22 protein-coding genes are annotated in these 21281 nt (G+C 46.0%); 5 read left to right on the forward strand and 17 right to left on the reverse strand.

Annotated features, from left to right (window positions below):
• The 3 genes from Q1Q15_RS24075 to Q1Q15_RS24085 all read right to left on the reverse strand — a co-directional run.
• Positions 1 to 283: TRAP transporter large permease subunit (locus Q1Q15_RS24075; protein WP_300465202.1), on the reverse strand; the 283-nt coding region annotated here is incomplete at its 3' end.
• Positions 280 to 777, reverse strand: coding sequence for a TRAP transporter small permease (locus Q1Q15_RS24080; protein WP_300465203.1), 498 nt, complete (start codon positions 775 to 777; stop codon positions 280 to 282). The genes Q1Q15_RS24080 and Q1Q15_RS24075, both read right to left, overlap by 4 nt.
• Before the next feature lie 154 nt (positions 778 to 931).
• Complete coding sequence (locus Q1Q15_RS24085; RefSeq protein ID WP_300465204.1) at positions 932 to 2017, reverse strand: TRAP transporter substrate-binding protein; 1086 nt, start codon at positions 2015 to 2017, stop codon at positions 932 to 934.
• A gap of 620 nt (positions 2018 to 2637) precedes the next feature.
• Between Q1Q15_RS24085 and Q1Q15_RS24090 the strand changes: the two genes are divergently transcribed.
• The gene (locus tag Q1Q15_RS24090) at positions 2638 to 3855 is read left to right on the forward strand and encodes a MalY/PatB family protein (RefSeq protein WP_300465205.1); all 1218 of its coding nucleotides are present in this window, start codon (positions 2638 to 2640) and stop codon (positions 3853 to 3855) included.
• Between the two features lie 126 nt (positions 3856 to 3981).
• Here Q1Q15_RS24090 and Q1Q15_RS24095 read toward each other — a convergent pair whose 3' ends face one another.
• The gene (locus Q1Q15_RS24095) at positions 3982 to 4782 is read right to left on the reverse strand and encodes an enoyl-CoA hydratase-related protein (RefSeq protein WP_300465206.1); all 801 of its coding nucleotides are present in this window, start codon (positions 4780 to 4782) and stop codon (positions 3982 to 3984) included.
• A 339-nt stretch (positions 4783 to 5121) separates the two neighbouring features.
• Between Q1Q15_RS24095 and Q1Q15_RS24100 the strand changes: the two genes are divergently transcribed.
• The 4 genes from Q1Q15_RS24100 to Q1Q15_RS24115 all read left to right on the forward strand — a co-directional run bounded on the left by Q1Q15_RS24100 (position 5122) and on the right by Q1Q15_RS24115 (position 8161).
• On the forward strand, positions 5122 to 5877 hold the full coding sequence (locus Q1Q15_RS24100) for an ABC transporter substrate-binding protein (RefSeq protein WP_300465207.1): 756 nt from the start codon (positions 5122 to 5124) through the stop codon (positions 5875 to 5877).
• 120 nt (positions 5878 to 5997) lie between these two features.
• Positions 5998 to 6693 carry an amino acid ABC transporter permease gene (locus Q1Q15_RS24105; protein WP_300465208.1) on the forward strand — a complete coding sequence of 232 codons (696 nt, stop codon included), beginning with the start codon at positions 5998 to 6000 and terminating at the stop codon, positions 6691 to 6693.
• A 17-nt stretch (positions 6694 to 6710) separates the two neighbouring features.
• The gene (locus tag Q1Q15_RS24110; RefSeq protein WP_300465209.1) at positions 6711 to 7472 is read left to right on the forward strand and encodes an amino acid ABC transporter ATP-binding protein; all 762 of its coding nucleotides are present in this window, start codon (positions 6711 to 6713) and stop codon (positions 7470 to 7472) included.
• Positions 7469 to 8161 carry an amino acid ABC transporter permease gene (locus tag Q1Q15_RS24115; RefSeq protein ID WP_300465210.1) on the forward strand — a complete coding sequence of 231 codons (693 nt, stop codon included), beginning with the start codon at positions 7469 to 7471 and terminating at the stop codon, positions 8159 to 8161. Before Q1Q15_RS24110 ends, Q1Q15_RS24115 begins: the two co-directional genes overlap by 4 nt.
• A 244-nt stretch (positions 8162 to 8405) precedes the next feature.
• On the opposite strand, the gene Q1Q15_RS24120 is transcribed toward Q1Q15_RS24115, so the two are convergent.
• From Q1Q15_RS24120 to Q1Q15_RS24180, 13 genes are all read right to left on the reverse strand, one after another.
• Positions 8406 to 10097, reverse strand: a complete 1692-nt coding sequence (locus tag Q1Q15_RS24120; protein ID WP_300465211.1) for an NAD-binding protein — start codon at positions 10095 to 10097, stop codon at positions 8406 to 8408.
• Positions 10098 to 10264: 167 nt separating this feature from the next.
• Positions 10265 to 11101 (reverse strand): hypothetical protein, encoded by an 837-nt coding sequence (locus Q1Q15_RS24125; protein ID WP_300465212.1) that lies wholly within the window; start codon positions 11099 to 11101, stop codon positions 10265 to 10267.
• 45 nt (positions 11102 to 11146) lie between these two features.
• Entirely contained in the window at positions 11147 to 12193 is a 1047-nt protein-coding gene (locus tag Q1Q15_RS24130; RefSeq protein ID WP_300465213.1) for a KamA family radical SAM protein, read from the reverse strand.
• Positions 12194 to 12296: 103 nt separating this feature from the next.
• Positions 12297 to 13043, reverse strand: a complete 747-nt coding sequence (locus Q1Q15_RS24135) for an ABC transporter permease (protein WP_300465214.1) — start codon at positions 13041 to 13043, stop codon at positions 12297 to 12299.
• Positions 13040 to 13774 carry an ABC transporter ATP-binding protein gene (locus Q1Q15_RS24140; RefSeq protein ID WP_300465215.1) on the reverse strand — a complete coding sequence of 245 codons (735 nt, stop codon included), beginning with the start codon at positions 13772 to 13774 and terminating at the stop codon, positions 13040 to 13042. Before Q1Q15_RS24140 ends, Q1Q15_RS24135 begins: the two co-directional genes overlap by 4 nt.
• Before the next feature lie 14 nt (positions 13775 to 13788).
• A complete protein-coding gene (locus tag Q1Q15_RS24145) occupies positions 13789 to 14718 on the reverse strand; it encodes an ABC transporter substrate-binding protein (protein WP_300465216.1) in 930 nt (309 codons plus the stop codon).
• A gap of 133 nt (positions 14719 to 14851) precedes the next feature.
• Positions 14852 to 15835 carry an ABC transporter substrate-binding protein gene (locus tag Q1Q15_RS24150; RefSeq protein ID WP_300465217.1) on the reverse strand — a complete coding sequence of 328 codons (984 nt, stop codon included), beginning with the start codon at positions 15833 to 15835 and terminating at the stop codon, positions 14852 to 14854.
• A complete protein-coding gene (locus Q1Q15_RS24155) occupies positions 15832 to 16599 on the reverse strand; it encodes an ABC transporter permease subunit (protein ID WP_300465218.1) in 768 nt (255 codons plus the stop codon). Before Q1Q15_RS24155 ends, Q1Q15_RS24150 begins: the two co-directional genes overlap by 4 nt.
• A complete protein-coding gene (locus Q1Q15_RS24160; RefSeq protein ID WP_300465219.1) occupies positions 16589 to 17281 on the reverse strand; it encodes an ATP-binding cassette domain-containing protein in 693 nt (230 codons plus the stop codon). Before Q1Q15_RS24160 ends, Q1Q15_RS24155 begins: the two co-directional genes overlap by 11 nt.
• A gap of 145 nt (positions 17282 to 17426) precedes the next feature.
• Positions 17427 to 18089, reverse strand: a complete 663-nt coding sequence (locus Q1Q15_RS24165; protein WP_300465220.1) for a peptidoglycan DD-metalloendopeptidase family protein — start codon at positions 18087 to 18089, stop codon at positions 17427 to 17429.
• Between the two features lie 14 nt (positions 18090 to 18103).
• Positions 18104 to 20563, reverse strand: a complete 2460-nt coding sequence (locus tag Q1Q15_RS24170) for a radical SAM protein (protein WP_300465221.1) — start codon at positions 20561 to 20563, stop codon at positions 18104 to 18106.
• An 88-nt stretch (positions 20564 to 20651) separates the two neighbouring features.
• A complete protein-coding gene (locus tag Q1Q15_RS24175; RefSeq protein WP_300465222.1) occupies positions 20652 to 20978 on the reverse strand; it encodes a hypothetical protein in 327 nt (108 codons plus the stop codon).
• A gap of 6 nt (positions 20979 to 20984) precedes the next feature.
• Positions 20985 to 21281 (reverse strand): TOBE domain-containing protein (locus Q1Q15_RS24180; RefSeq protein WP_300465223.1); only part of this gene is annotated, 297 nt, incomplete at its 5' end.

Genomic DNA, 21281 nt, shown 5'->3' on the forward strand with positions numbered 1-21281 from the left:
GGTGTCCGACCCAGGCATAACTTGTCTGATAGAGCCGTTCACTGATGCCCGATGCAAAGGCAAATGACCCCATCAGGATAAACATGGGAATCACCGACAAGGGATAAGAAGACAGTGTCTCGAAAACATCCTGGGCAAGGATAGCCATGGCGGATTCAATGCTGCTCAAATACGCAAACCCCACAAACCCCACAAATGCCATGGTAAAGGCCACCGGCATTCGGATGAGAAAAAGGAATAACAATAATACAATACCCACAATCCCCACTGTTTCAGGACTCATTTTTTAATCACCTTTCGGATAGAATCAATGAACATATAAATATAGACCAGGCAAACCGGAATACAAGCAAAGGCGGCCCCGTACACAAACGGATAAAACGGGATCCGGGCGGTTGAACTGACCTCTCCGTCGACCTTGAGTTCATACCCGAAAACAAAAAGCCGCCAGACGATAAGCGCGAAAAGAAAAATCCCTAAAAAATTGACGACGCAGTCAACAAAAGCTGCGGCACGTTCCGGCAGCAGCATGACAAAAAATTCGACCTGGACATGACGGCCGAGAATCAGTGCCGTGGAAACCGCAAAACTCATGGCCAGCAACTGGGCGATGGCCATAACGTCCAGGGCGCCGAAGAGGGGCATCAAAAACAACTTGGCCCCGATCACATCCACTGTTGTGATGATCATCATCAGAAATAAGGCCGCAACGCCCACCCATTCGATGCTCAGGCTAATCTTTTTATTAAAACTTTCAAACTTTTCAAGAAATGTCATAACCTCACACTCATTTTACACACGTTTCAGTTTCAGGATTTTTAACAAACCTTGGCACCTGGTTCCGGCCCAACCCGATAAACCAATCACCCCTCACAAATCCTTCTACCGGACAACAGGATTTGTGAGGGGTGAAGGTTAGAGCCGGTTATGGTTATCTTACTTCAGGAGGCCCAACAACAGATTTGATCTGATAAAATTTCTGCAGTTCCAACATCTCGGCTGATCGGTCTTTCAGGTATGTCAGCCATTCGCGAATTTCAGCCTCTGCAAAGCCTTGACCCATCATTTTCTGGACATAATTTTCCACAACCCTGTCTGCGGCTGCCTGAAATTTGGCTTCCTCAGCACCGCTGATCTCGATGTACTCAACACCCATTCTTTCGCCAAAGGCCTTGCCTGGAAATTCAACAGCATTCCACATCAGGGCCATTCTTTCGCGGTACTGGCCGGCAAGCAGATCCAAGGTCACTCTGACGTCTGCCGGCAGGGACTCATATTTTTTCTTGGTCATGGCAATAAAGAAAGGATAGGAGGTTCCAATGGGGCTTGCCACCGTCACATATTTGGCCACTTCGCCGAATTTAAAAGTTCTAAGGGTCTCAAAGGGTGTAAAAACACCGTCAACAACGCCTTTGGAGATGGCATCATAGGTTTCCATGATACTCGTGGGGGCTGCCGTGGCACCCATGGCCTTGATAATATCGCCCATGAGCCCGGGTGCCCGGATGGTCATACCCTTTAAATCTTCGATACTGCGCACCGGTTTTTTGGTAATCAATACACTGGGGGAGTTCGCGTGCCACCAGAGAATCTTAAATTTATCCAATTCCTTGGGCATAAATTTATTATAAAATTCATTCATCATCTGATTGGCAACCCACCCCGTGGCAAACCCCAGGGGCAATTCACAGGCTTCCATCACAGGAAAGCGGCCGGCAGTGTATTCAATGTGGGCCAAACCAATGTCGGCAATCCCTTTTTCCACGCCTTTGATGGTGGCGGGTGCTTTCAGCAGGGAGCCCCCGGGAAAATAACGGACCTTGACTTGTCCGCCGGTCCTGGCTTCCAGTTCCTCAATAAACTGGACCATTATTTTTGATTGGCCGGAGGGCGGAGGGAAATAATTGCTAATTGTCAACGTAATCGGCTTGGCCTGAACGGCACCGAATGGTAAAACCGCTATCACAAAACCCAGGCAGATCATCCCCACCACACTAAATAACGTCCTTTTTTTCATCACTAACCCCCTTCTTTTAGATTATAATAAAGTTGTTAAAAAAACCGTGCTATCCCTTACTTATGTCTTCTGGCGGTATTGTAATTTTATTAAATGGCAGTATCAATGGTCAGTCTGTTTGTGGGTCAGATGCTGAATATTTGTTTTTCCTCCATCATCTTAAACCATAACGGTGTGAATCATATCTTAACTCAAGTTTCGGTCTTCAGCTTTAATGGACGGGGTCAGGCTTTTTTTATGGTGCTTTTTATCACTATTGCATGACCAGACGGGAAAAAGTGCCATAAAGAAAGCCTGACCCCAAGCACAAATGGCCAATCCCGAAAGTTGAATCTCCAACAGTCTTTATAGTAAGACAGGTAGAGAGTTTTTGTCAATAAAAGGATTTTAAAGTTTTCAAAAGATACATATGCCCCAACACAACAGGTTGGGCATGTGTGGGGAAGGATCAACATCTGATTGAAACACCCCGTCCGGGCGTTGAATCATTGCTTTAATTTTGATCCGGACATCATGTGCGTGTCACCCCTCTTTTGCATTTGACATGATTTGTTTATTGCGTTATGCCATTAATCCGAAAAGAACATTTACTTTTAGCAAGAAGGGCGGGAAACAGATCCATGTTTAAAGACTGGAATTTTGATGAAATCATTGATCGGAATGGCACGGCTGCCATGAAATGGGACCCCGGTGTTTTAACTGCCATCTTTGGAACGGGAAAAGAAAACCTGCTGCCATTATGGGTGGCAGATATGGACTTTAAAAGTCCCACGGTTGTCAGACAGGCCATGGAAAAAAGGCTGGCGCATCAGATCTATGGTTATAGTTTAATTGATCCGTCCTATTTTCCCGCTTTGATCTCCTGGTACCAGCGCCGACACCAGTGGCGAATTGATGAAAAATGGATACTGACAACTCCGGGAATTGTTCCGGCCATCAATTATATCGTTCAATGCTTTTCCAACCCCGGCGATAAAATCATCATCCAACCCCCGGTTTATTATCCGTTTGCCAGAGCCATTCAAAACAATGGCCGCCGGATTTTAGAAAATCCGTTGAAGATTGTTGGCGATCACTATCAAATGGATTTTGCAGATCTGGAGAACAAAGCAAAAGACCCACGGGTTAAAGCAGCCATCCTCTGCAGCCCCCACAACCCGGTTGGAAGGGTCTGGACCAGAGAAGAGCTTGAGACGTTCGGCAATATCTGCATCAAAAATAACGTTCTTATTGTTTCCGATGAAATCCATTGCGATTTAATTCTGCCAGGATTCAAACACACCTGTTTTCCGACTATTTCAGAAACGTTTGCCCAAAACGCCATCACCGGGATTGCCGCCAGCAAAACCTTCAATTTAGCGGGTTTACAGCAATCCAGCGTTATTATCCCCAATACCGGCCTGAGACAAGCGTTGTTCAATTATATTGAAAACCTTGGGTTTGCCAATTCAATTGGCGGTACGCTTTTCGGTGCCATCAGTGCTGCGGCAGCATATGACGGGGCTGAACCCTGGCTGGATGATCTCCTGGTCTATCTGCAGGACAATTTCACGTATTTCAAAACCTATATGGAAACGCAGTTGCCCGGGGTAACGGTCTATGACCTTCAAGGAACGTATCTCGCCTGGGTGGATTTTCGAAACATTGGATTGGACGACAAAAAAATGACAACTATACTGGAAGAAGATGCCCATGTTGCATTGGACCACGGCGAATGGTTTGGTGAAAACGGGATTGGATTTGAAAGATTCAATCTTGCCTGTCCCAGGTCCATACTGACCAAAGCTGCCGAAGCTGTGGTTTCAGCCATAAAAAATCATACGGCAAACCATCCCTAAAAAAGTCAGGTGTGTGGTATTGTCGTTTTGACCACTGCCCGAACATTTGAGGGCACAAGCCGGCCAAAGTGTCAATACCGCAAACCCTTTTCCGGCGACCATTGAATTTCATTGTGAAAACTGCTGCTATTTCCCGGTGAACACAGGCGGTCTTTTTTCCATGAACGCGGCCTGGCCTTCCTTTAAATCATCGCTTTGAAAGCACCTCTGCATCAATTTATCTGCTGTATCCAGATTGGATTGATCCAGGGTCAAATCATTTTCAAACAGGGTAATGATTTTTTTGATGGACGTTAAAGACAGGGGCGCATTCCGGGTAATCTTTTGGGCAAAGGTCCGGGTAAAGCTTTCAAGCTCTGATCTGGGGACCATATAATCCACCAGTCCTTTCCGGAGGAGGTCTTTGCCGTGAAAGATACTGGCGGTATAAAAAATTTCTTTTGTCCTTGCAATGCCAAAGGCTTCAATGAATTGTTGAATGCCCCCCGGGTGATAGGGCACACCAAGTCTGGCCGCTGTCATTCCCATCCGGATATCATCGGCTGCAATCCGGATATCACAGCACGCACACAGATTAAACCCTGCACCAAATGCATGCCCGTTCAGCATGGCAATCGTGGGGTAAGGAAATTGTTTTATGGCGGCTAACCCTTTCCGCAAGGGGTCTGGTGTGTCTTGTCGGGTATCTGGCTGGTGACTGACAGGGATGGCTGCAATATCATACCCTGAAGAAAACGTCTTGTCTCCTGCCCCTTTTATCACCACACACCGGATATCCCCCTTTTTTGAAAAGGATTCCAAATTCATGTGAAGTGCTGTGAGCATCGCAGGTGTGAGCGCATTTCGTTTTTCAGGATGATGAAGGGTCAAAAAGGCAATAAACTCTTTTATTTCAATCAAAAGCCACTTTTCCGTATTCTCCTTCACTTGAGAACTCCTTATTACATTCTTTCTTAAACTTTCTTTACATCATTTTCCACTTAATCACTTTTAATCACCCATCTTTTAACTGAATCAGCACCGTGTTACAAGCATAATTCTTTAAGGGAAATCAACATCCGTTTGATCAACGTATCTTTCTGTTTGAACTACTTAAAAATCCTTAGCAGTTGAATCCTGTTTCAGTGCCCCGGTCTTGTGGATATTCTCACTTGCTTCATTTTAAATATTTTGATATTCAGGCTATCAAAGGTTGTAAATGGTTTATTTTCTTAATGGATAGTTTGATTTTATTATTGCAAGTATAACTGCAAAGGATTGAATTTCATGTGTAAAAAACTGATTGTACTTTTAAGTTTCTGTATTCTGGTTACCTTTACCTTGGGTACGCCGCCTGTAAACGCTGAAAATGCCTATATCAATGGTATTGATTTTGGTTTTCCACCATTTGGGTATGTGGATAAAGCCGGAAATCCAACCGGTTTTGATGTTGAATGCGTTAACTGGATTGCCAAAGAAATGGGGTTCAAGGTAACGCATCAGCCCATGGACTGGGATGGCATTATTCCTGCCCTTAACGCAAAAAAAATTGATCTTATCGCCTCTGGCATGGGGGCAACGACACCCCGCATGAAAATTGTTGATTTTACAGCCCCATACTACCAGGTAACCCAGGTGATACTTGTCATGGGGGATCAGAAACTTGACTATGCCGGACTGCTTCAATCCGGCAAAAAAATTGGCACCCAGCGGGGTACAACCAACTCAAATTTATTAAAAGCCATGCAGGCCACCGGCAAATATAAATTTGAAGTTATCGAGTATGATTCCACGGACCTAAGCCTTGAAGACCTGAAGATTGGCCGTATTTCAGGCGCAGGAATGGATAGTTCCATTGCTTATGAATTAAAGAAAAACCAGCCGTATAAAATTATTGGAACCATTGATGCGCCGCCGGAAAACTATGCCTATGCTGTACGCAAAGGGGATAAAGAATTACTGGATATGCTCAACACCGGTTTGAAAAAATTAATGGCTGATCCCCAATGGAACGTCCTTAAAGCAAAATATGACATCCCTTAAACAGGGACTGAACAAACGATCTGTGTTTGAAAAAACCCGAAGGACAGTAACGCCGGACTTTCCTTCGGGTTTTTTCTCGATACCGTTACAAGATAACGCACCTGCCGGAACAGGTATAGAATGGTTGATTTTTTTAATCCGATTATAGAAGCACTGCCCTATATGGTTTCAGGATTATGGATAACTGTGGCGCTTGTTATCGGCTCTATGGGGCTTGGACTGATTGTCGGTGTCCCCTTTTCAGCCCTGAAGGTTTATGGCCATCCGCTCATCCGTAAGTTCATAGGATTGTATGTCTGGTTTTTCAGGGGAGTCCCTGTTCTGGTACTCTTCTACCTTTTTTATTTTGGACTCCTCAGTTGGCTTGCACAAATCAGCTTTTTATCTTTTTTACCCTTTAATAATGCTTTTTTTGCCGCCGCCCTTGTGTTAGGCCTGACAACTGGCGCATACCAGACACAAATTTTTAAAGGGGCTATCCTGGCACTGTCACCCGGGCAGCTTAAAGCGGCCAGGGCGCTTGGCATGAGTGATTTCCAGGCCATTAAAACGATCATTCTTCCCCAGGCCCTGCGCTTTTCTTTACCCGCCTGGTCCAATGAATACTCCATCATTTTAAAGGATTCTGCCCTTGCCTATGTGATTGGGGTTGCAGAATTAATGTCCCGAACAAGATCTGTTGCCGCCATCACACACAAACCATTGCAACTGACACTTTTTGCGGGATTAATCTTCTTTGTTCTCACGTTTATTGGTGTAAAAGGCCTTAAAGCCCTTGAAAAAAAAGTTAAAATAAAGGGCTATGCCCAATCGTAAAAAAACAGGGGTTCACAATGGAAACACAGACTGTCCTGGAAGCAAGAAATATCATCAAAAACCTTGGGGGAAACACCGTCCTCAGAGGTGTCAGCATTGCACTTAACAAAGGCGATATAAAAGTCTTAATTGGCCCGTCCGGATCCGGTAAATCCACGCTACTGCAATGCCTTAATCTTTTACATATACCTGAAGGCGGAAGTCTTCTCTTAGACAATAAGCCCGTTAATTTCAAAAACAAATCTGAACTTTACCAACTGCGCCAAAAAGTTGGAATGATTTTCCAGGAATTTAACCTGTTTGATCATTTAAGCGCAAAGGAAAACGTTTCCATATCTCTTAGAAAGGTAAAAAAACAGGGCAGAAAAGAAGCGGCAAAACGAGCGGAGATTGAACTTCAGCGGGTTGGCCTTGATGACAAAATGAACCTTTATCCGGCACAATTATCCGGGGGCCAGAAACAAAGGGTGTCCATTGCCCGGGCCCTTGCCATGGATCCCGAGGTCCTCCTCCTGGATGAACCCACTTCCGCCCTTGACCCGGAACTGATAAGCGAGGTACTTGTTGTTATTCGAGATCTTGCAAAGAACGGAATGACAATGCTCATGGCAACACACCAGATCAGTTTTTCTGCCGCATTGGCCCATGAATTTGTATTCATGGAAGATGGCATCATAACAGAACACGGATCGCCCAAAGAACTGTTAGCAGAAAACGCAACCTCCAGAACCAAAGATTTCTGTGCCAAAATTGCTGAGTTGACGGGTGAGCAGGCGTGAGCGATTTTATTCCGTTTATTACAGCGCAGGTCATACCCGGGCTTAATTCAGGCCTTATCGTCAGTATAAAACTGATTGTTCCTTCCGCTTTTTTGGGCCTTATTATTGGTGTTCTAAGTGGAACATTCAGGGTTTATGCACCGTTTCCCATTCGAAAGATCTCTGATGCCTATGTGGCCATTTTTCGGGGAACCCCCCTTGTTGTTCAAATTTATTTCTGGTATTTTGCCCTGCCCTATACGAGTATTGGTGAGTTCAGAATTGTCATGTCGGCTGAAACCTGTGCGATTGTAGGGTTTTCACTTTGCAGTGGGGCCTATCATTCCGAGTATATTCGCGGGGGTCTGCTGTCCATTAAATCCGGCCAATTGCTGGCAGGCCAGGCCCTTGGGATGAATCCCATTACCGCAATTAGAAATATTGTGCTGCCCCAGGCATTCAGAAACGCCTTTTCGGGTTGCAGCAATGAAATTATTTATTTGATCAAATACTCTTCCATTGCCTCCATTATCACCATTAATGATATTACCGGCATGGGCCGGGGCATTGCAAAAGAATCATGGCGAAATGTTGAGACCTATCTGGTGGTTGGCATTTATTATCTGGCCCTTGTGACACTTGCAAACGTTATCCTTTACCGGATCGAAAAAAAAATGGAAATTCCCGGGTTTGAAAAAGAACAGGCTTAGCTAACAATATCAGCGAGTGCCTGACCGAAAAACCGTGTTTGAGGGAACAATTCCGGCCATTGTTTAACAAGCGAATCCATAGAGGCTTTAACCTCTTCTGGATAATTCACTATTTTATTTCAGGAAATTAAAAATGGCGATTAAATGCCTGGGATGTCGGGGCATGAATTTTTTGAAAAGGTTCCCGGGATATCTCCAGATACGATTCGCTTTCTCATCACAGGATATACTGATGCGGCATTGATTATTGATAGCTGTCCATAAGGCTTTTTTCAGCGTCACTGGTCCCGATCAAGACCATTTCATCCTGTTCCTTAAGAACAATTGATGGTTCAGGGTTAATATTTAATTTATTTTTTTTACCAATGGCGATGACGCTGCAGCCGGTCTGTTTCCGGATTTGGCTTTCAGCAAGCGATTTGCCTGAAAGGGATTGGCCGACCGCTGCCCGGAAAATGTTTAATCCCTCTGCTACCATCAGTATTTTATTGGGTTTCAGCAGGTTGATTATGGTGTTTGCTCCCATGGAGGCATGTGACATCACAAGATCTGCTCCGGCACTGTGCAGCTTTGATATGTTTCCATCCAGGTTTGCCCGGCTTATGATCTGTATGTCAGGCCTGAGTTTTCGGCAATAAATGGTAAGATAAATATTCATGGAATCATCATGGGTGGTAATGATGACAGACGACGCTTTTTTTATTCCGGCCTGATTGAGCGTAGAAAGATCCGCAGCATTGCCCTGGATATAGTTATTATTTTGAATAAATTTCTGGCTTTTTTCCACTATCTTATAGGAAACCTGCCGTTCTTCCAATATCTTTGCTGCAGCGCGGCCGACACGGCCACCGCCCAATATGAGAACCGGGGCATCTGTGGTATGAGAAACACTGTAAATCGAGAAAACCGCATCATATTTTTCAAGCTGCTCAGCCGATCCGGCAAGTAAAAGAACCGTCGTGGCGTTAATCAAGGTCTCGGGTTTTGGTATTTCAAACCGGCCTCTCTCCCAGAGTCCCACAACGGTTACACCGGTTTTTTCCCGCAGATTGCTTTGAACGATGGTTTTTCCTTCAAGCGGTGTTCTCATTGCCGGCGCTTCGGCAATGAGAAGTTCATCAAATTTACCGATTATATTGGCCCCCATGCTCATTCCAAGGGTTCTTCGGGCCAGGGATTCTCCCAACATCTTCATGAACTGAAACACATAGGTGCTGCCGGCGAGTTGTAAAATATCAATAGAATTATCTGCATCTGCGTTGGTAACAATGGGTATTTCTTCTGAGATTTCCCTTACGGTAAAGGAAATATTGGTATTTGTCATATCATCGTTGTTGGCAATCAGCATGGCAGCATTCTGTATGCGGAGCCGTTTATAAGTTTCCGGATCTCCTATATTACCCCGGACCACATTGAAATTCAAATCATACAATTCCAAGGCGTGTTGCAGATCAGGAGCGAGAATGGCATATTCATACTTATATTTGTTCAGTTTTTCGATAAGGTTTATGGTGAGGGGATCAAAGCTCGTCAATATCACGTGCCCTGATGTGCCTGCGGGCAGTTCCCTCGGTGTTTTTGATCTTGATTGCGCTTCAAGCCATGGACCATAAAAAAACTGGATAAAGGTGAAGGGCAGCATGACCAGCAGGAAAAGAATACCGGACAACAGCACAACCATGGTGAAGGCTTTGCCTAAATCACTTGCAAAGGTGATGTCACCGAAACCAAGCGTGGACATTACCGTGAGTGTCCAATAAAATCCTGTGATCCAGGAAAACTGCTTTTCTTCAAAAATCATTATATAATGAAACAAAACACTGAAAATCAACACCAGGATTGCCAATACCAGGGTGAAAGTAAATAATAGTTTAAAATTTCGTTTGGTTGTTCTGCTTCGCGTAAAGTAGATAATCTGAGCGGGTATGAATTTCATATATATGAGCCTTTTTATAGCTTTAACTGCCGCCTATCTTTTTGGATGTTTATCATAGAAAAACAATGGATTCAATGATGAACAGATTTGTAAAAAAAACGACCAGGACTAGGCCGATTTGGCATTTGATGCAATGCGGCAGGTGGGTGAATTTGTGAGCACAGCGCCTATAAATACACCTGTCCCTGGGCAGCAATACTGACATCCCCCTTTATGGCTGCCTGTTTAATTTTCCCATCCCATTCAATACTGACCTCAAGTTTTCCCCCGGGCTGATGCAGGCAAAGGCAGTTGATACTGTGTTGCTTCCTTTGGGCCAAGGCTGCGGCCACAGCAACGGTGCCTGATCCGCAGCTACTCTCCCAGACAAGGGAGTTTACCTGCTCAACATATACAAGGGGGGTTAAATACTGCCTCTTTGTATCATAATACATGACACCCAGGCATTCAAATGGGGAGATATGACAGTTAATGTCGCTTTTAATTTCTTGAAAATGCGCCTCTGACGGTAAAAAGTCCCACAGAACCGCATGAACAATTCCATCAAAAATGACAAGGGTATAGCGGTCACCGTTTGAGCTTGTTTTCTCTGTTATGGATTGGGGCAGGGGCATGGGAAGTCCAACCTGGATCTCTTTTGAACCCGCGTCTGAATATTGAACAGATACTAAAGCGCTCAGCAATTCATCGCAGCCCGAAACCTCTACCGGAACCGTAAAATCCTGCTTATTTACACCCAATGCGATTCCTGGAAATTTTGTATGCACAAGCCAGGCGGCAAACGCCCGGGTGGCATTCCCGCAAAATTCATTTCCTGCCATCTGGAGCCTGGCAATTGCCGCTTTTGACACAGGTCTTTCAACAAACCCAACCTGTTCAGCGCCAATGGATGTGGGTTTCATTATCTTATTGGCCACCGCTGCCTGGAACCTGCGGGGAATTGGATCAATTATAAAAATGGTGGTATTTCCACTGGGGTTGGTTTTAACAAAATTAAGCTGCATTTAAAATTTCCCTGGTTTGAGTTCTCAATTTTGTGACCGTATCCCTTAGAGGATAAGATCGTTTTCATCATATATCATTGTTTCTCCCCGAAAATTCGTCAGTTTATACCGGCCTTTTCCCATCTCTTTGACATAGCTTGGATTCATCCAGACTTTCCTTAATCTGGGCGTATCAAAAGCGTAAACAGGCACGGCAAGTCCGCTTATCCAGCCCTGCAGCTTATGGTGAAGTGCCATGCCGTCCTTTATTGTTGTCCTGAAATGGGAAATCCCCGGGGTATAATCGGCATGGAAAAGGTAATAGGGGATGACACCTGCATGGTAAAGCCCAAGACATAACGCTTTCAGGGTTTTAATATTATCATTAACACCTTTTAAAAGTACGGCATGGTTGCCAATGCTAATACCGGCTCTCCTTAACATGCCAATGGCATGAATACTTTCTTTGGTAATTTCTTTTGGATGATTGATCTGTGTATTTAAATACTTAAGTTTTGAATGACGGTTAAAGATGTTGCAAATTTCCCCTGTTATCCGTGACGGCAAGGTACTTAACACCCGGGTGTGAATACGAATCACCCGGACACTTTCAATCTTCTCAATTTCAGACAAAAGCCAGTCCAGCCAGTCATCACTGCGCATTAAAGGGTCCCCTCCAGATAAAATAATTTCATGGATTTGCGGCGTGTTCTTCAGATATGCCAGTGCCGTTAAATACTGATGTCTGGCAAACCAGGCTTGATTATCCCCCACCATTCTTTTTCTAAAACAATACCGGCAATACGTCGGGCATTCAAGAGAACAAATAATCAGTCCCCGGTCATCATAGGCGTGAACAAGCACTTCATCCTTTATGCAGGGTGCCTCACAAACCGGGTCAGTGAGTTCTTTTTTGTTGACAATTCCTTCTTCCATGCAAGGAACAAATTGCCGGCCGATGGGACAATTTTCAACATCTTTATCCATGATGGAAAGAATATGCGGCGTTATTCTCATTGCACGGGGGTTTTCAACGGATCTTGCTGAAAACCCCCTGTTGGTTAATGCGTCAATTGAAGTGATTGAATTTTTAATCTCATCCTGCCAATTCACCAAATGTCTCCCAGGGGAAAATCAACCCATTCAATACCGGAATTGTACCCTCGCTCAATGCCATTATCTGATCCTCGTTATTATTGGTACCCGGTGAGCATCGCTAATACCATGGGCAACTTATCTTTTCCAAAAAATTACTGCCTTCATTCAATATCACCCCCAGCAGACTCATGCCGAATATCCCCACAAACATGGCATTGAAATCCAGCTGCCCCCAGGCATCCATGATTAAATATCCCAGGCCTTCAGTGGTGGCAAAAGACTCAACAAAAAACAAGACCGCCACACTGACCCCTGAATTCAAACGAAGCGCTGTAAAACCGTGGGGAAGTGCCGCCGGAAGATATCCTTCCCATAACAATTGCCACTTATTCGCCCCAAGGGATCGAATGGAATCCAGGTGTTGCGGTTGAATACCCCGAACCCCGTCTCGGGTTGCTACCAATACCTGATACCCGAGAATCAGGCTGATGATAATAATCTTGGAGAAATCCCCCAGCCCGAACAACAAAAGAATCACCGGCAGCAATACAACCTTGGGAATGGGATACGTCATGGACACAAACGGGGAGAGGAACTTATCAACCTGATGGGAGCTGCCCATCAGTATCCCAATGGGAAATGCGATTCCCCAGCCGATGATCATGGCCATCACTGCCCTGAAAGCACTGGCGGCAAAATGGTGCCAGAATTCAGACGTCAACAGGGCTGACAGGAATGCGTGGATCGCATCTTCCGGGTAGGGTAGGACATTTCGGGACAGCAGGATTGCCAGAACTTTCCATACCAGAAAAACAACCAGAATCGTTATCACATAGGGGACAACGATGCGTTTGATAAATATCACCAGTATTCCCCTATTCGATGCCGGATGGACCGAATCAGCTCATAATACGAACTGGACCGACGGTAGGCAATATCCCCAAACCCCGGATTGTCGAAGATCTCATGTATGGATGCCGGGGAGCCGGAAAGAATCAAGATGCGTTTTCCCAGGAAAACGGCTTCTTCCACACTATGGGTGACCAAAAGGTAAGGAACGGTGGTCCCCAGCCAGGTGGTCAACAGGGTGTCCTGGAGGTTTTCCCGGGTGATGGCATCCAGTGATGAGAAGGGTTCATCCATGAGCAGCAGGCGGGGTTCGGAGGCATAGGCCCTGGCAATGGCCACTCGTTGTTGTTCTCCACCGCTCATGACGGAAGGATAATCGTTTTCTCGACCCGCCAGTCCAAGATCCGTTAAAATTTTCCGGGCCCTGGTATTTCGATCTTTTCTGGAAACGCCCTGTATTTTTAACCCCAGCGCCACATTCTGCAAATTGGTTTTCCAGGGCAGCAGGCCATAGTTCTGAAGGATCAACGCCACATCCGGTATGGGTTTGGATATTGCCCGGTTATCGATCAGAATCCGACCGCTCTCGATTTTCTCAAGACCACTGATGAGATGGAGAAGGGTTGTCTTGCCACATCCTGAAGGACCGAGGATAACGATTGTTTCCCGGGCATCCAATTGAAAGGAAATATCCTTTAAAACCGCTTTTGAATCAAAGCCTTTGCATATATGACTAACGGTCAGCATGGGAATCTTTCATGCTAGGGAATCAAACGCTGATAGGGAATGGGTTGGTGTAACAGTCCCTTTTTCATCATCCAGTCCTGAACCTGTTGTACTTCTGCCTGGGTCGGTATCCGGGGTGCCGGGTATTGGTACATGGGAAACGTATCCACCAGATTCCCGGGAATCCGGCAGGTCTTTGTCATCAGCAACCGATATTTTTCCGGGCGTTGGTTGAGGGCGTTCACCGATTGGGTATAGGCCTTCATAAAAGATTCTGCCAAATGGCGCTTATCCGTATGTATATTCAGGACGGTCAGGGGCATATCCATCGGCTGGTCGGTCACAACAAGTCTGGCCCCCCTGTTTTCAGCCAGGGATACCAGCGGTTCGGGTAACAGGGCCGCATCAATTTTACCCGTCAACAGCATTTGCAGTCGAAGGGGCATCCGTTTAATTTCAACCGCTTCCAATTGCATCATCTGTGTCTCCGGAAGCTGTTTTATATGATCCAGTAGATATTCAATAATGGATGCTTTGGAAATAGCCACCGTAAGTTTGCCTTGTTCCCGGGCCGCGGGCAATTCAGGCGATACCATCAACCCGAACATCCGCTGTCGTTTATCGGTTGCATAGGAAATGGTTAAAAACCGGACCGGGATGTTGTTCCTGACCAGGAGCAAGGTTGCCGGCATATCGCCGAAAAATCCGTCCAGTTGACCGCTGTGCATGGCGGTGTTCCTTTCCATGGCACTGGAAAAAGGCACCAGTTTAACATCAAGATTCTCTGCCTTGAAATACCCCTCCGTCACACCCACTTGCAGCGGAAGCGTATCAATTACCGGCAGAATACCCATGCGAAGCGTCTCCGCCGAAACACTCCCGGCTGCCAATGAAAAAAGTACCACAAGCAGCCAGACAAGCTTGATCCGTTTTTTACCATCATTTTTTTTTATTCGTTTCACCATCAAGCAATCCCCTATCTTTCCTGACAAAAAATCCATAAACCGTGCAGAACGACAGCAGGGTGGCGCTATGCAGAGATGACTCTATCTATACCCTAATTTTCTTCATGGGTAAAGGTCGTGTGATCAACGATAATTATTTTTGAACCAACCGGGACAGCCGGGTTTCAATATGCACCGGTTTTTTTATCTGTTTTTCTTTGAGCATGATCTGTTCGGTCTGTTGCCAGGCAGCCATATCAATGGTGCCGATGGGGATGGATGGAGATGGTTTGATCAGGTCTCTTGTGGCCGCCAGCTGCTGTTGCATGATCGCATCATGGGTGCTCGTATCCAGCCGCTTAACAGCGTTCAGGACATCCGCCTCATTGGCCGGGTCCATGGCGGCTTCCCAGCCCTTGAGCAATGCACCCAGGAAGGTTTCAACCACAGCGGGCTTATTTTTCAGCATGACTTCCGATGTAATCACGGAATTGGCCACAAAATTCACGCCAAAATCTGCCGGATTAAAAAAATAAACGGCCTCTCCCTCTTTGGCCAGTTTATCCTTCAGGATAACCCCCTGGGAGTTTCGGTACACAGGCCAGACATCCACTTTCCGCATAAAAAAGGGGGTAAAGTCAAACCGGACCCCGGTAATGGTCACCTCTTTTTTGGATATGCCTGCCTTTGCCAGGATGGTGTTCATGACGGTTTCATCATTGCCGCCAAACGTAATACCGATGTTGCGCCCTTTAAGATCCTGAAGCGTTTTGATTTCCGGCTGGTCTGCCCGGTAAATCCATTGCATGGGATTGACCTGGAACAACTGGGCTAGGACAACAATTTTTGCCCCTTTATCCAGGGCCCGGATAACCTGGTCCGCGGATGCCACCCCAAAATCGGCATGCCGGAGTTCCAACTCGTTAATGGCATTTTTTTCAGGACTTCCCTCCTTGACCGTGACACTTAAACCGGCCGCCTTAAAATAGCCGTTGACATCGGCATAGATATCTCCTGCAACACTGCTGTTAAACAGCCATTTAAGCCGGTAATTCAATTGAACGTCCTTTGCCTGCAGAGATGTTGCCGACATCAAAACCAATAAAAATATCAATGATATAACTGTGCGCTTTCTCATAAGACCTCTCCTTTTTTTGAAATAGACCATTTGACTTTAATGACCTCCCCCAGGGTTTCCAGGATGCCCTGGTATATGGAGATAATGATACCGATCATAAACAAAGCAATGAGAATCTTGGCCAGATCGCTTTGATACAGGGCAATCCGGATACTGTAACCGATCCCGGCATTGGCTGCGATGAATTCCGCCACAATGGTTCCGGCCATGGCCAGGGTGGCACTTCCGGCGATCACGGTTGTCAGCTTGCTTAAATTTTCAAATGCCCTTATTTTCACTTCAAGCTGCCACCGCATCCGGCCGGTGACAATATAAAAATGTTCGATATCTGTCACCGGGGTGGCCATGATCCCCAGGACGGATAATAGAAGGGGAAAATAGCAGATCATGGACGCAATCATGAGCCGGGGAATAAATCCATCCCCCAGAAGGATGAAAATAATGGGGGCCAGGGCCACGATGGGATAGGCCTGTATATTATATGCCGTCACTTTGATAAAGGAACCGATCCAGGAGGATTTCCGACCGGCAATCCCCACGGTAAACGCCATGATAATGGAGATGCCCTGGCCCAGCACCGTGACGGACAAGGTGTTCATGACATCAAAAAAATACCCGGTAAAGACTTGTCCAGCGGTTTCAATGACCAGGGGAATACCCGGGATCACATAATCGGACAGGGATAATACCGCCTTGATGGCCAATAAAAAACCAATGCCAATGATATATACGATTAAAAACTGGTAAATTCGTCTAAAAAGCATTCATGATCTCCAGCATGGTCAGATCCAGCTTTTTCTTGTCCAGGTGATACTTGTTTTGATAATCCTGCCCGGAGATCATAAAGCAGCCCTTATTTTCCGAGGGCTTTCCAAACACAAGGATCTGGCGGCAGAATTTTGATACCTCCATGAGGTTGTGGGAGATATATAAAAACATTTTATCGGCAAACAAGTCCTTGATGGCCAGGATAATGGTTTCCCTCAACTTTTCGTCAACATTGGCCAAACTTTCATCTAAAATAAGGAGATCAAATTCCTGTAACAGATATCGGATGAGATTGATGCGGTTCTGCTGACCCATGGAAAGCTGGGAAAACCTTGAGCCCAGCACATCCGTTAATTCAAAAACTTGAACAAGATGTTCTTTTAACCCCTCTTTCCCCGGGGGGGTGACCTTGCTCAGGTGTCCGCCCGTACTGGACCATCCCGGCAGTCTTTCCAGGTTATACGTGTAAAGAATCGTCTCCATGTCGTCCCACATGATGTCACCATCATATCGGGCATTCCCCCTGGCAATCAATTTTGCCAGAGAGGTTTTCCCCACCCCGGAGGGTCCGAACAACGCATTGAATCCGGGGTTCTTCATGGAAAAGGACAGATTATTAATGACGGCCACGTCACTGCCCGGGTATGTAAAATTCAGATGCTTACATTCAAGCTGCATTCATGACTCCAGGATATTATCCGATCAAATTTAACCTACTCTTATCGGTCTTTTCCTTAAAAATCAATATCCGGAGCCATTAATTACTCAACTTTCGGACTTTAGCTTTAAATGACCAACTCCGAAAGTTGAGTTAATTATGATATCAAATTTTGAACAAAGACAGTGGAGAGGGGCAGATGTCATCCATTTGTCCCAGGTCCCTGGCAGCGCAATACCCTTTGGAAAGATATCCCTGGTCAAGTCCTTTCCGGGTAATAACCTGCAAATGGGTATGGTAAAACCAGTTCCCGTTGTCATGGAAATCCCCGATACAGGCAAAGGCCTCCCCTGCAGCAAATTCAGTACCGACCTTTGGCAGTTGTTGCCGGTTTAAGTGGCCGTAAAAGCTGTAAAACGTTTCAAAATAAGGACTTTCATGCATTAACAGGACATGGGCACCGTAATTTCCCTCCCCCGCCTCATAGCCACTTTCCTCGACCCTGGCATGCAACGGCGCATGCAAGGGCGTTCCCAAAGGAACGATAATGTCAAGCCCCAGATGGTAAAACCGTTGTTCGTCTACCATCTGGGGGCACTGGGACAAAGCGGTTTCCCGATTTTCAAGATAGGAGGAAACCCCCCATGTGTGCCGGTCTTTCATCATTGTCTCCAAAAGAGTCTGGAACCCTTTCTGGTCCCTGACATCTATGGTGTCAAAAAGGGGAGAGTGAACCGACATGTCCACGATCAGGGGATCGCCTGTCAAATGTTTGAAAACAGGCTGTATATAGACCTTTTCACTGTATGCAATATAGGGGTATTTCATTATGTTTGTCCTGTCTAGGAAATGGGGAATGGGGTTGCTTTGATCAGCCCTTGGATCGTTACCACAGGAAGCCCATCTTCCTCGGTAATGCCGTCGGGAAACACAAAATTTTTATCCATTCCCTTATAATAATCAGCATCATAACAGCCCAGTTTTAACTTGAGCAGGCCCTTGTCATGAACAAAAGAAGACGTCAAGCCATAATCCACCTCGCCCAGCGGGGTTAAAATGATATATCTCGGGATTTCCCTCCCAGATCCTTCTCTTCTGACTTTTGTAGCAATCTCAACCACATCATAGGAATCCACCGGGTGGTCGATGCCCCACCGTTGCTGAATGGGAAGCCCGGCAACATAGAGGTGATGAAATTCTATACCGGCTTTCCGCAGGGCATAGGCAAGGGAATGAATGGCCATATCCGTATCATTGATATCTCCCAGAAGCGCTGCATTGCCATACACGGTGATGCCTTTATTGTTCAGCCGCCTGACAAGCTTTGCATGGGCATCGGTGATCTCGTCTGCCAGGGTAAACCAGGTTTCAATTTCCAGCCTCAGGGGATTTACCACGCACAGGTTGTTCAACTCCCCAAGGGTATTGACCACAGCCCGTGTATACGCCCGGGGCTCCGTGTTGACTTTCATACTGACCAGTCGGACAGCATTGACATGGGGAATTTCCTGGAGCTGTTTAATCATCGGCTTGATGGTATAGAGGCTATCAATGGCATCCGTTGAAGAAGAGATGATAACATCGGTAATTCTATCATCTGATCGGATGTAGTCCATTTGTTCATCAGAGACTCGTGCATCTATCTCAACCCGTGTTTCATGGAGCCGCAACACTTTTTTAATACCCGTGTTCACGATGGATATGCCGGTTTGCCGTTCAGTGACCAGCAGGGATTGAAGCTTTTCAATGTCCTTGGGGGCGACAGGTTGTTTTTCCCGGATGACTCTTTTGGGCCTGGGTCCATGGAAAAAAGACGGGTCTCCGATCTGTGCCATATATTGTATATCAATGGTGCCCTCATCATTGACCCGGATATTGGTCAATTCATTGGCAAGGGGGGCAAAGCCCTTAAAATAGTCTGGTGTATACGGGGTCCGGATCCAGATAAAGTTTTCGTTCTCCGCTACCGGCTCCACGGCCCATCCGCTGGTGTACCAGTCCATTTTTCCGATGGGGGTGGCCGTACAGATTCGCGGGATGATCCTGTCGGACAGGTGGGCCCGCAGGTATCGGGCAATGGTTATCCCTTCGGACAAGGAACTCCAGTAAATGCTGTTGCCATGGATGGGACTGCAGGGGATATAAATATAATGCAGCTCTGCGCCCGCCCCCCGTAACAGACTGAAAAGCCTTACCAGTTCAGGACCTTTATCATTACAATCCTTTAAAAACGGCGTCTGGACATATACGGCAATCCCCGTGTTGACCAGATCGGAGATGATCTCCAGACTTTCAGGCGACACTTCATCCGGGTGAATAAAATGGGTGGCCACTTCCATGCGCTTGCCATGCTGTTGAAGTTCAAAACTTTTTTGCTTAAGGTATTTGAGGTAAGCGGACTCATTTTCAAGAAAAAGGTCTGGATAATAGGCAATAGACCGCGTGGCAAGACGGAGGGTCTGGACATGATCCACGGGCATGAGCCCGTCCAGGGTCGCGGCCATATTGGCCCGGTTCAAGAACGGATCCCCCCCTGTCACCACAATTTCCTTGATGGACGGAGATGCATTGACATGTTGAACCGCTTTTTTTACCGCTGCCACAGTGGGGTTTTGTTCATTCCTGGAATCTTTATGTTTCCGAAAACAGAACCGACAATAAACCGGACAGGTCATGTTTAACAGAAAAATGACCCGGTTCTGGTACATCTGCTCGAGCAGGCCATCATGGAATTGGCCGATCCAGGTATTGGTGTGACCGCCGGAATCCATCTCCTGGACGAAGGGCAGATATTGATAGGCCACATCCTTGGATATCAGCATCTGGCGAATGGTATGACGGGATAATCGAACCGGGTATGTGTCAATCACCTGTTGCAGCTGGTCACGGTCTGTTTCCGGAACGGCAAGATGCGTGGATCTCTCAAGCTGCCGGGTATCTTTTATGGAAATATATCCATGCCCCGGGAGAACCTGCTCAAGGATGGCCACGAGCAAAAGATGGGGCATCTCAATCTGATTCAGTGTTATCTTCTTCATTTCCCCATTGGCAACGGCGGATAAAAGTTCAGTGAAAAACCCTTCCGGATTTTTGGGATATCCTGTTTTTTCCAAAAGGATTGAAAACTTTTCAACCCCGTCGCCATTTCCGGTGATGCTGCAGAATTGTTTTCCTGCCAGCGGTATCGTCCCATAGATATCCAAAAACTCAATCACGGATTTTGTCAGCGCTGTTAGGCTGACATCTGCTTCTTTCCCTGAATGTTTGAACACTATATGTATTGAACGATTGTTACTTTCCATTACTTTCTTCCTTTAAACAAAAATTTCATTTCCAAACCGTTCAGGAGAATGTTCATTACAGGTATTTTCCTGACGGGTGCCCTCAAATTCATTCCATTTTCTTTTCTGCTTTGTACAAATAGTATACGATATCTTTTGAAAATCCGTATCCCATGACTTTTCCCAATGTTTCATCTTCATTTCCCAGATCGGTTTGAATGACCAGGTATTCTTTTGAACAACCGGGATCAACCACCTTTTTCCAGGCATAATTTGCCTTTTTCAAGTATTGATAGGCGATATGGGAGTCTAATAGAATCGAAAGGGTCTGTTTGTTTAAATCATTTTCAAAAATAATATAACTTTTCGAAGGATCAAGATGTTTCTTGATCCAGGCAAAGCTTTTTTGAATCGTTTTATGGTCGGAAAAATCCATCCCCCCTCAAACCTTCAATAACCGGCAGTTCGCAGGGACAACGGCCATAAACACCTCATCCCCCCGCCGGTAAGGCGCGCGTTTGACAAAATTGATAACATGCAGCACGCAGTTGTTCTCCATTTCTATAAAATAACTGACCTCTCCGCCCATATAGCTTCGATCCACTATCTTTCCAAAAAAAACAGTCATCTCCGGTTTCGGGATATACTCGGCTTTATTCCCCAGTTTAAATTTTTGCGCCCGGATAACAATTTCCGCCTTGTCCCCCTTGTTAAAGGTGCCTGCCGGACTTGCAAGGCA

The organism is Desulfobacula sp. (genome assembly GCF_030145145.1).
Taxonomy (GTDB): domain Bacteria; phylum Desulfobacterota; class Desulfobacteria; order Desulfobacterales; family Desulfobacteraceae; genus Desulfobacula.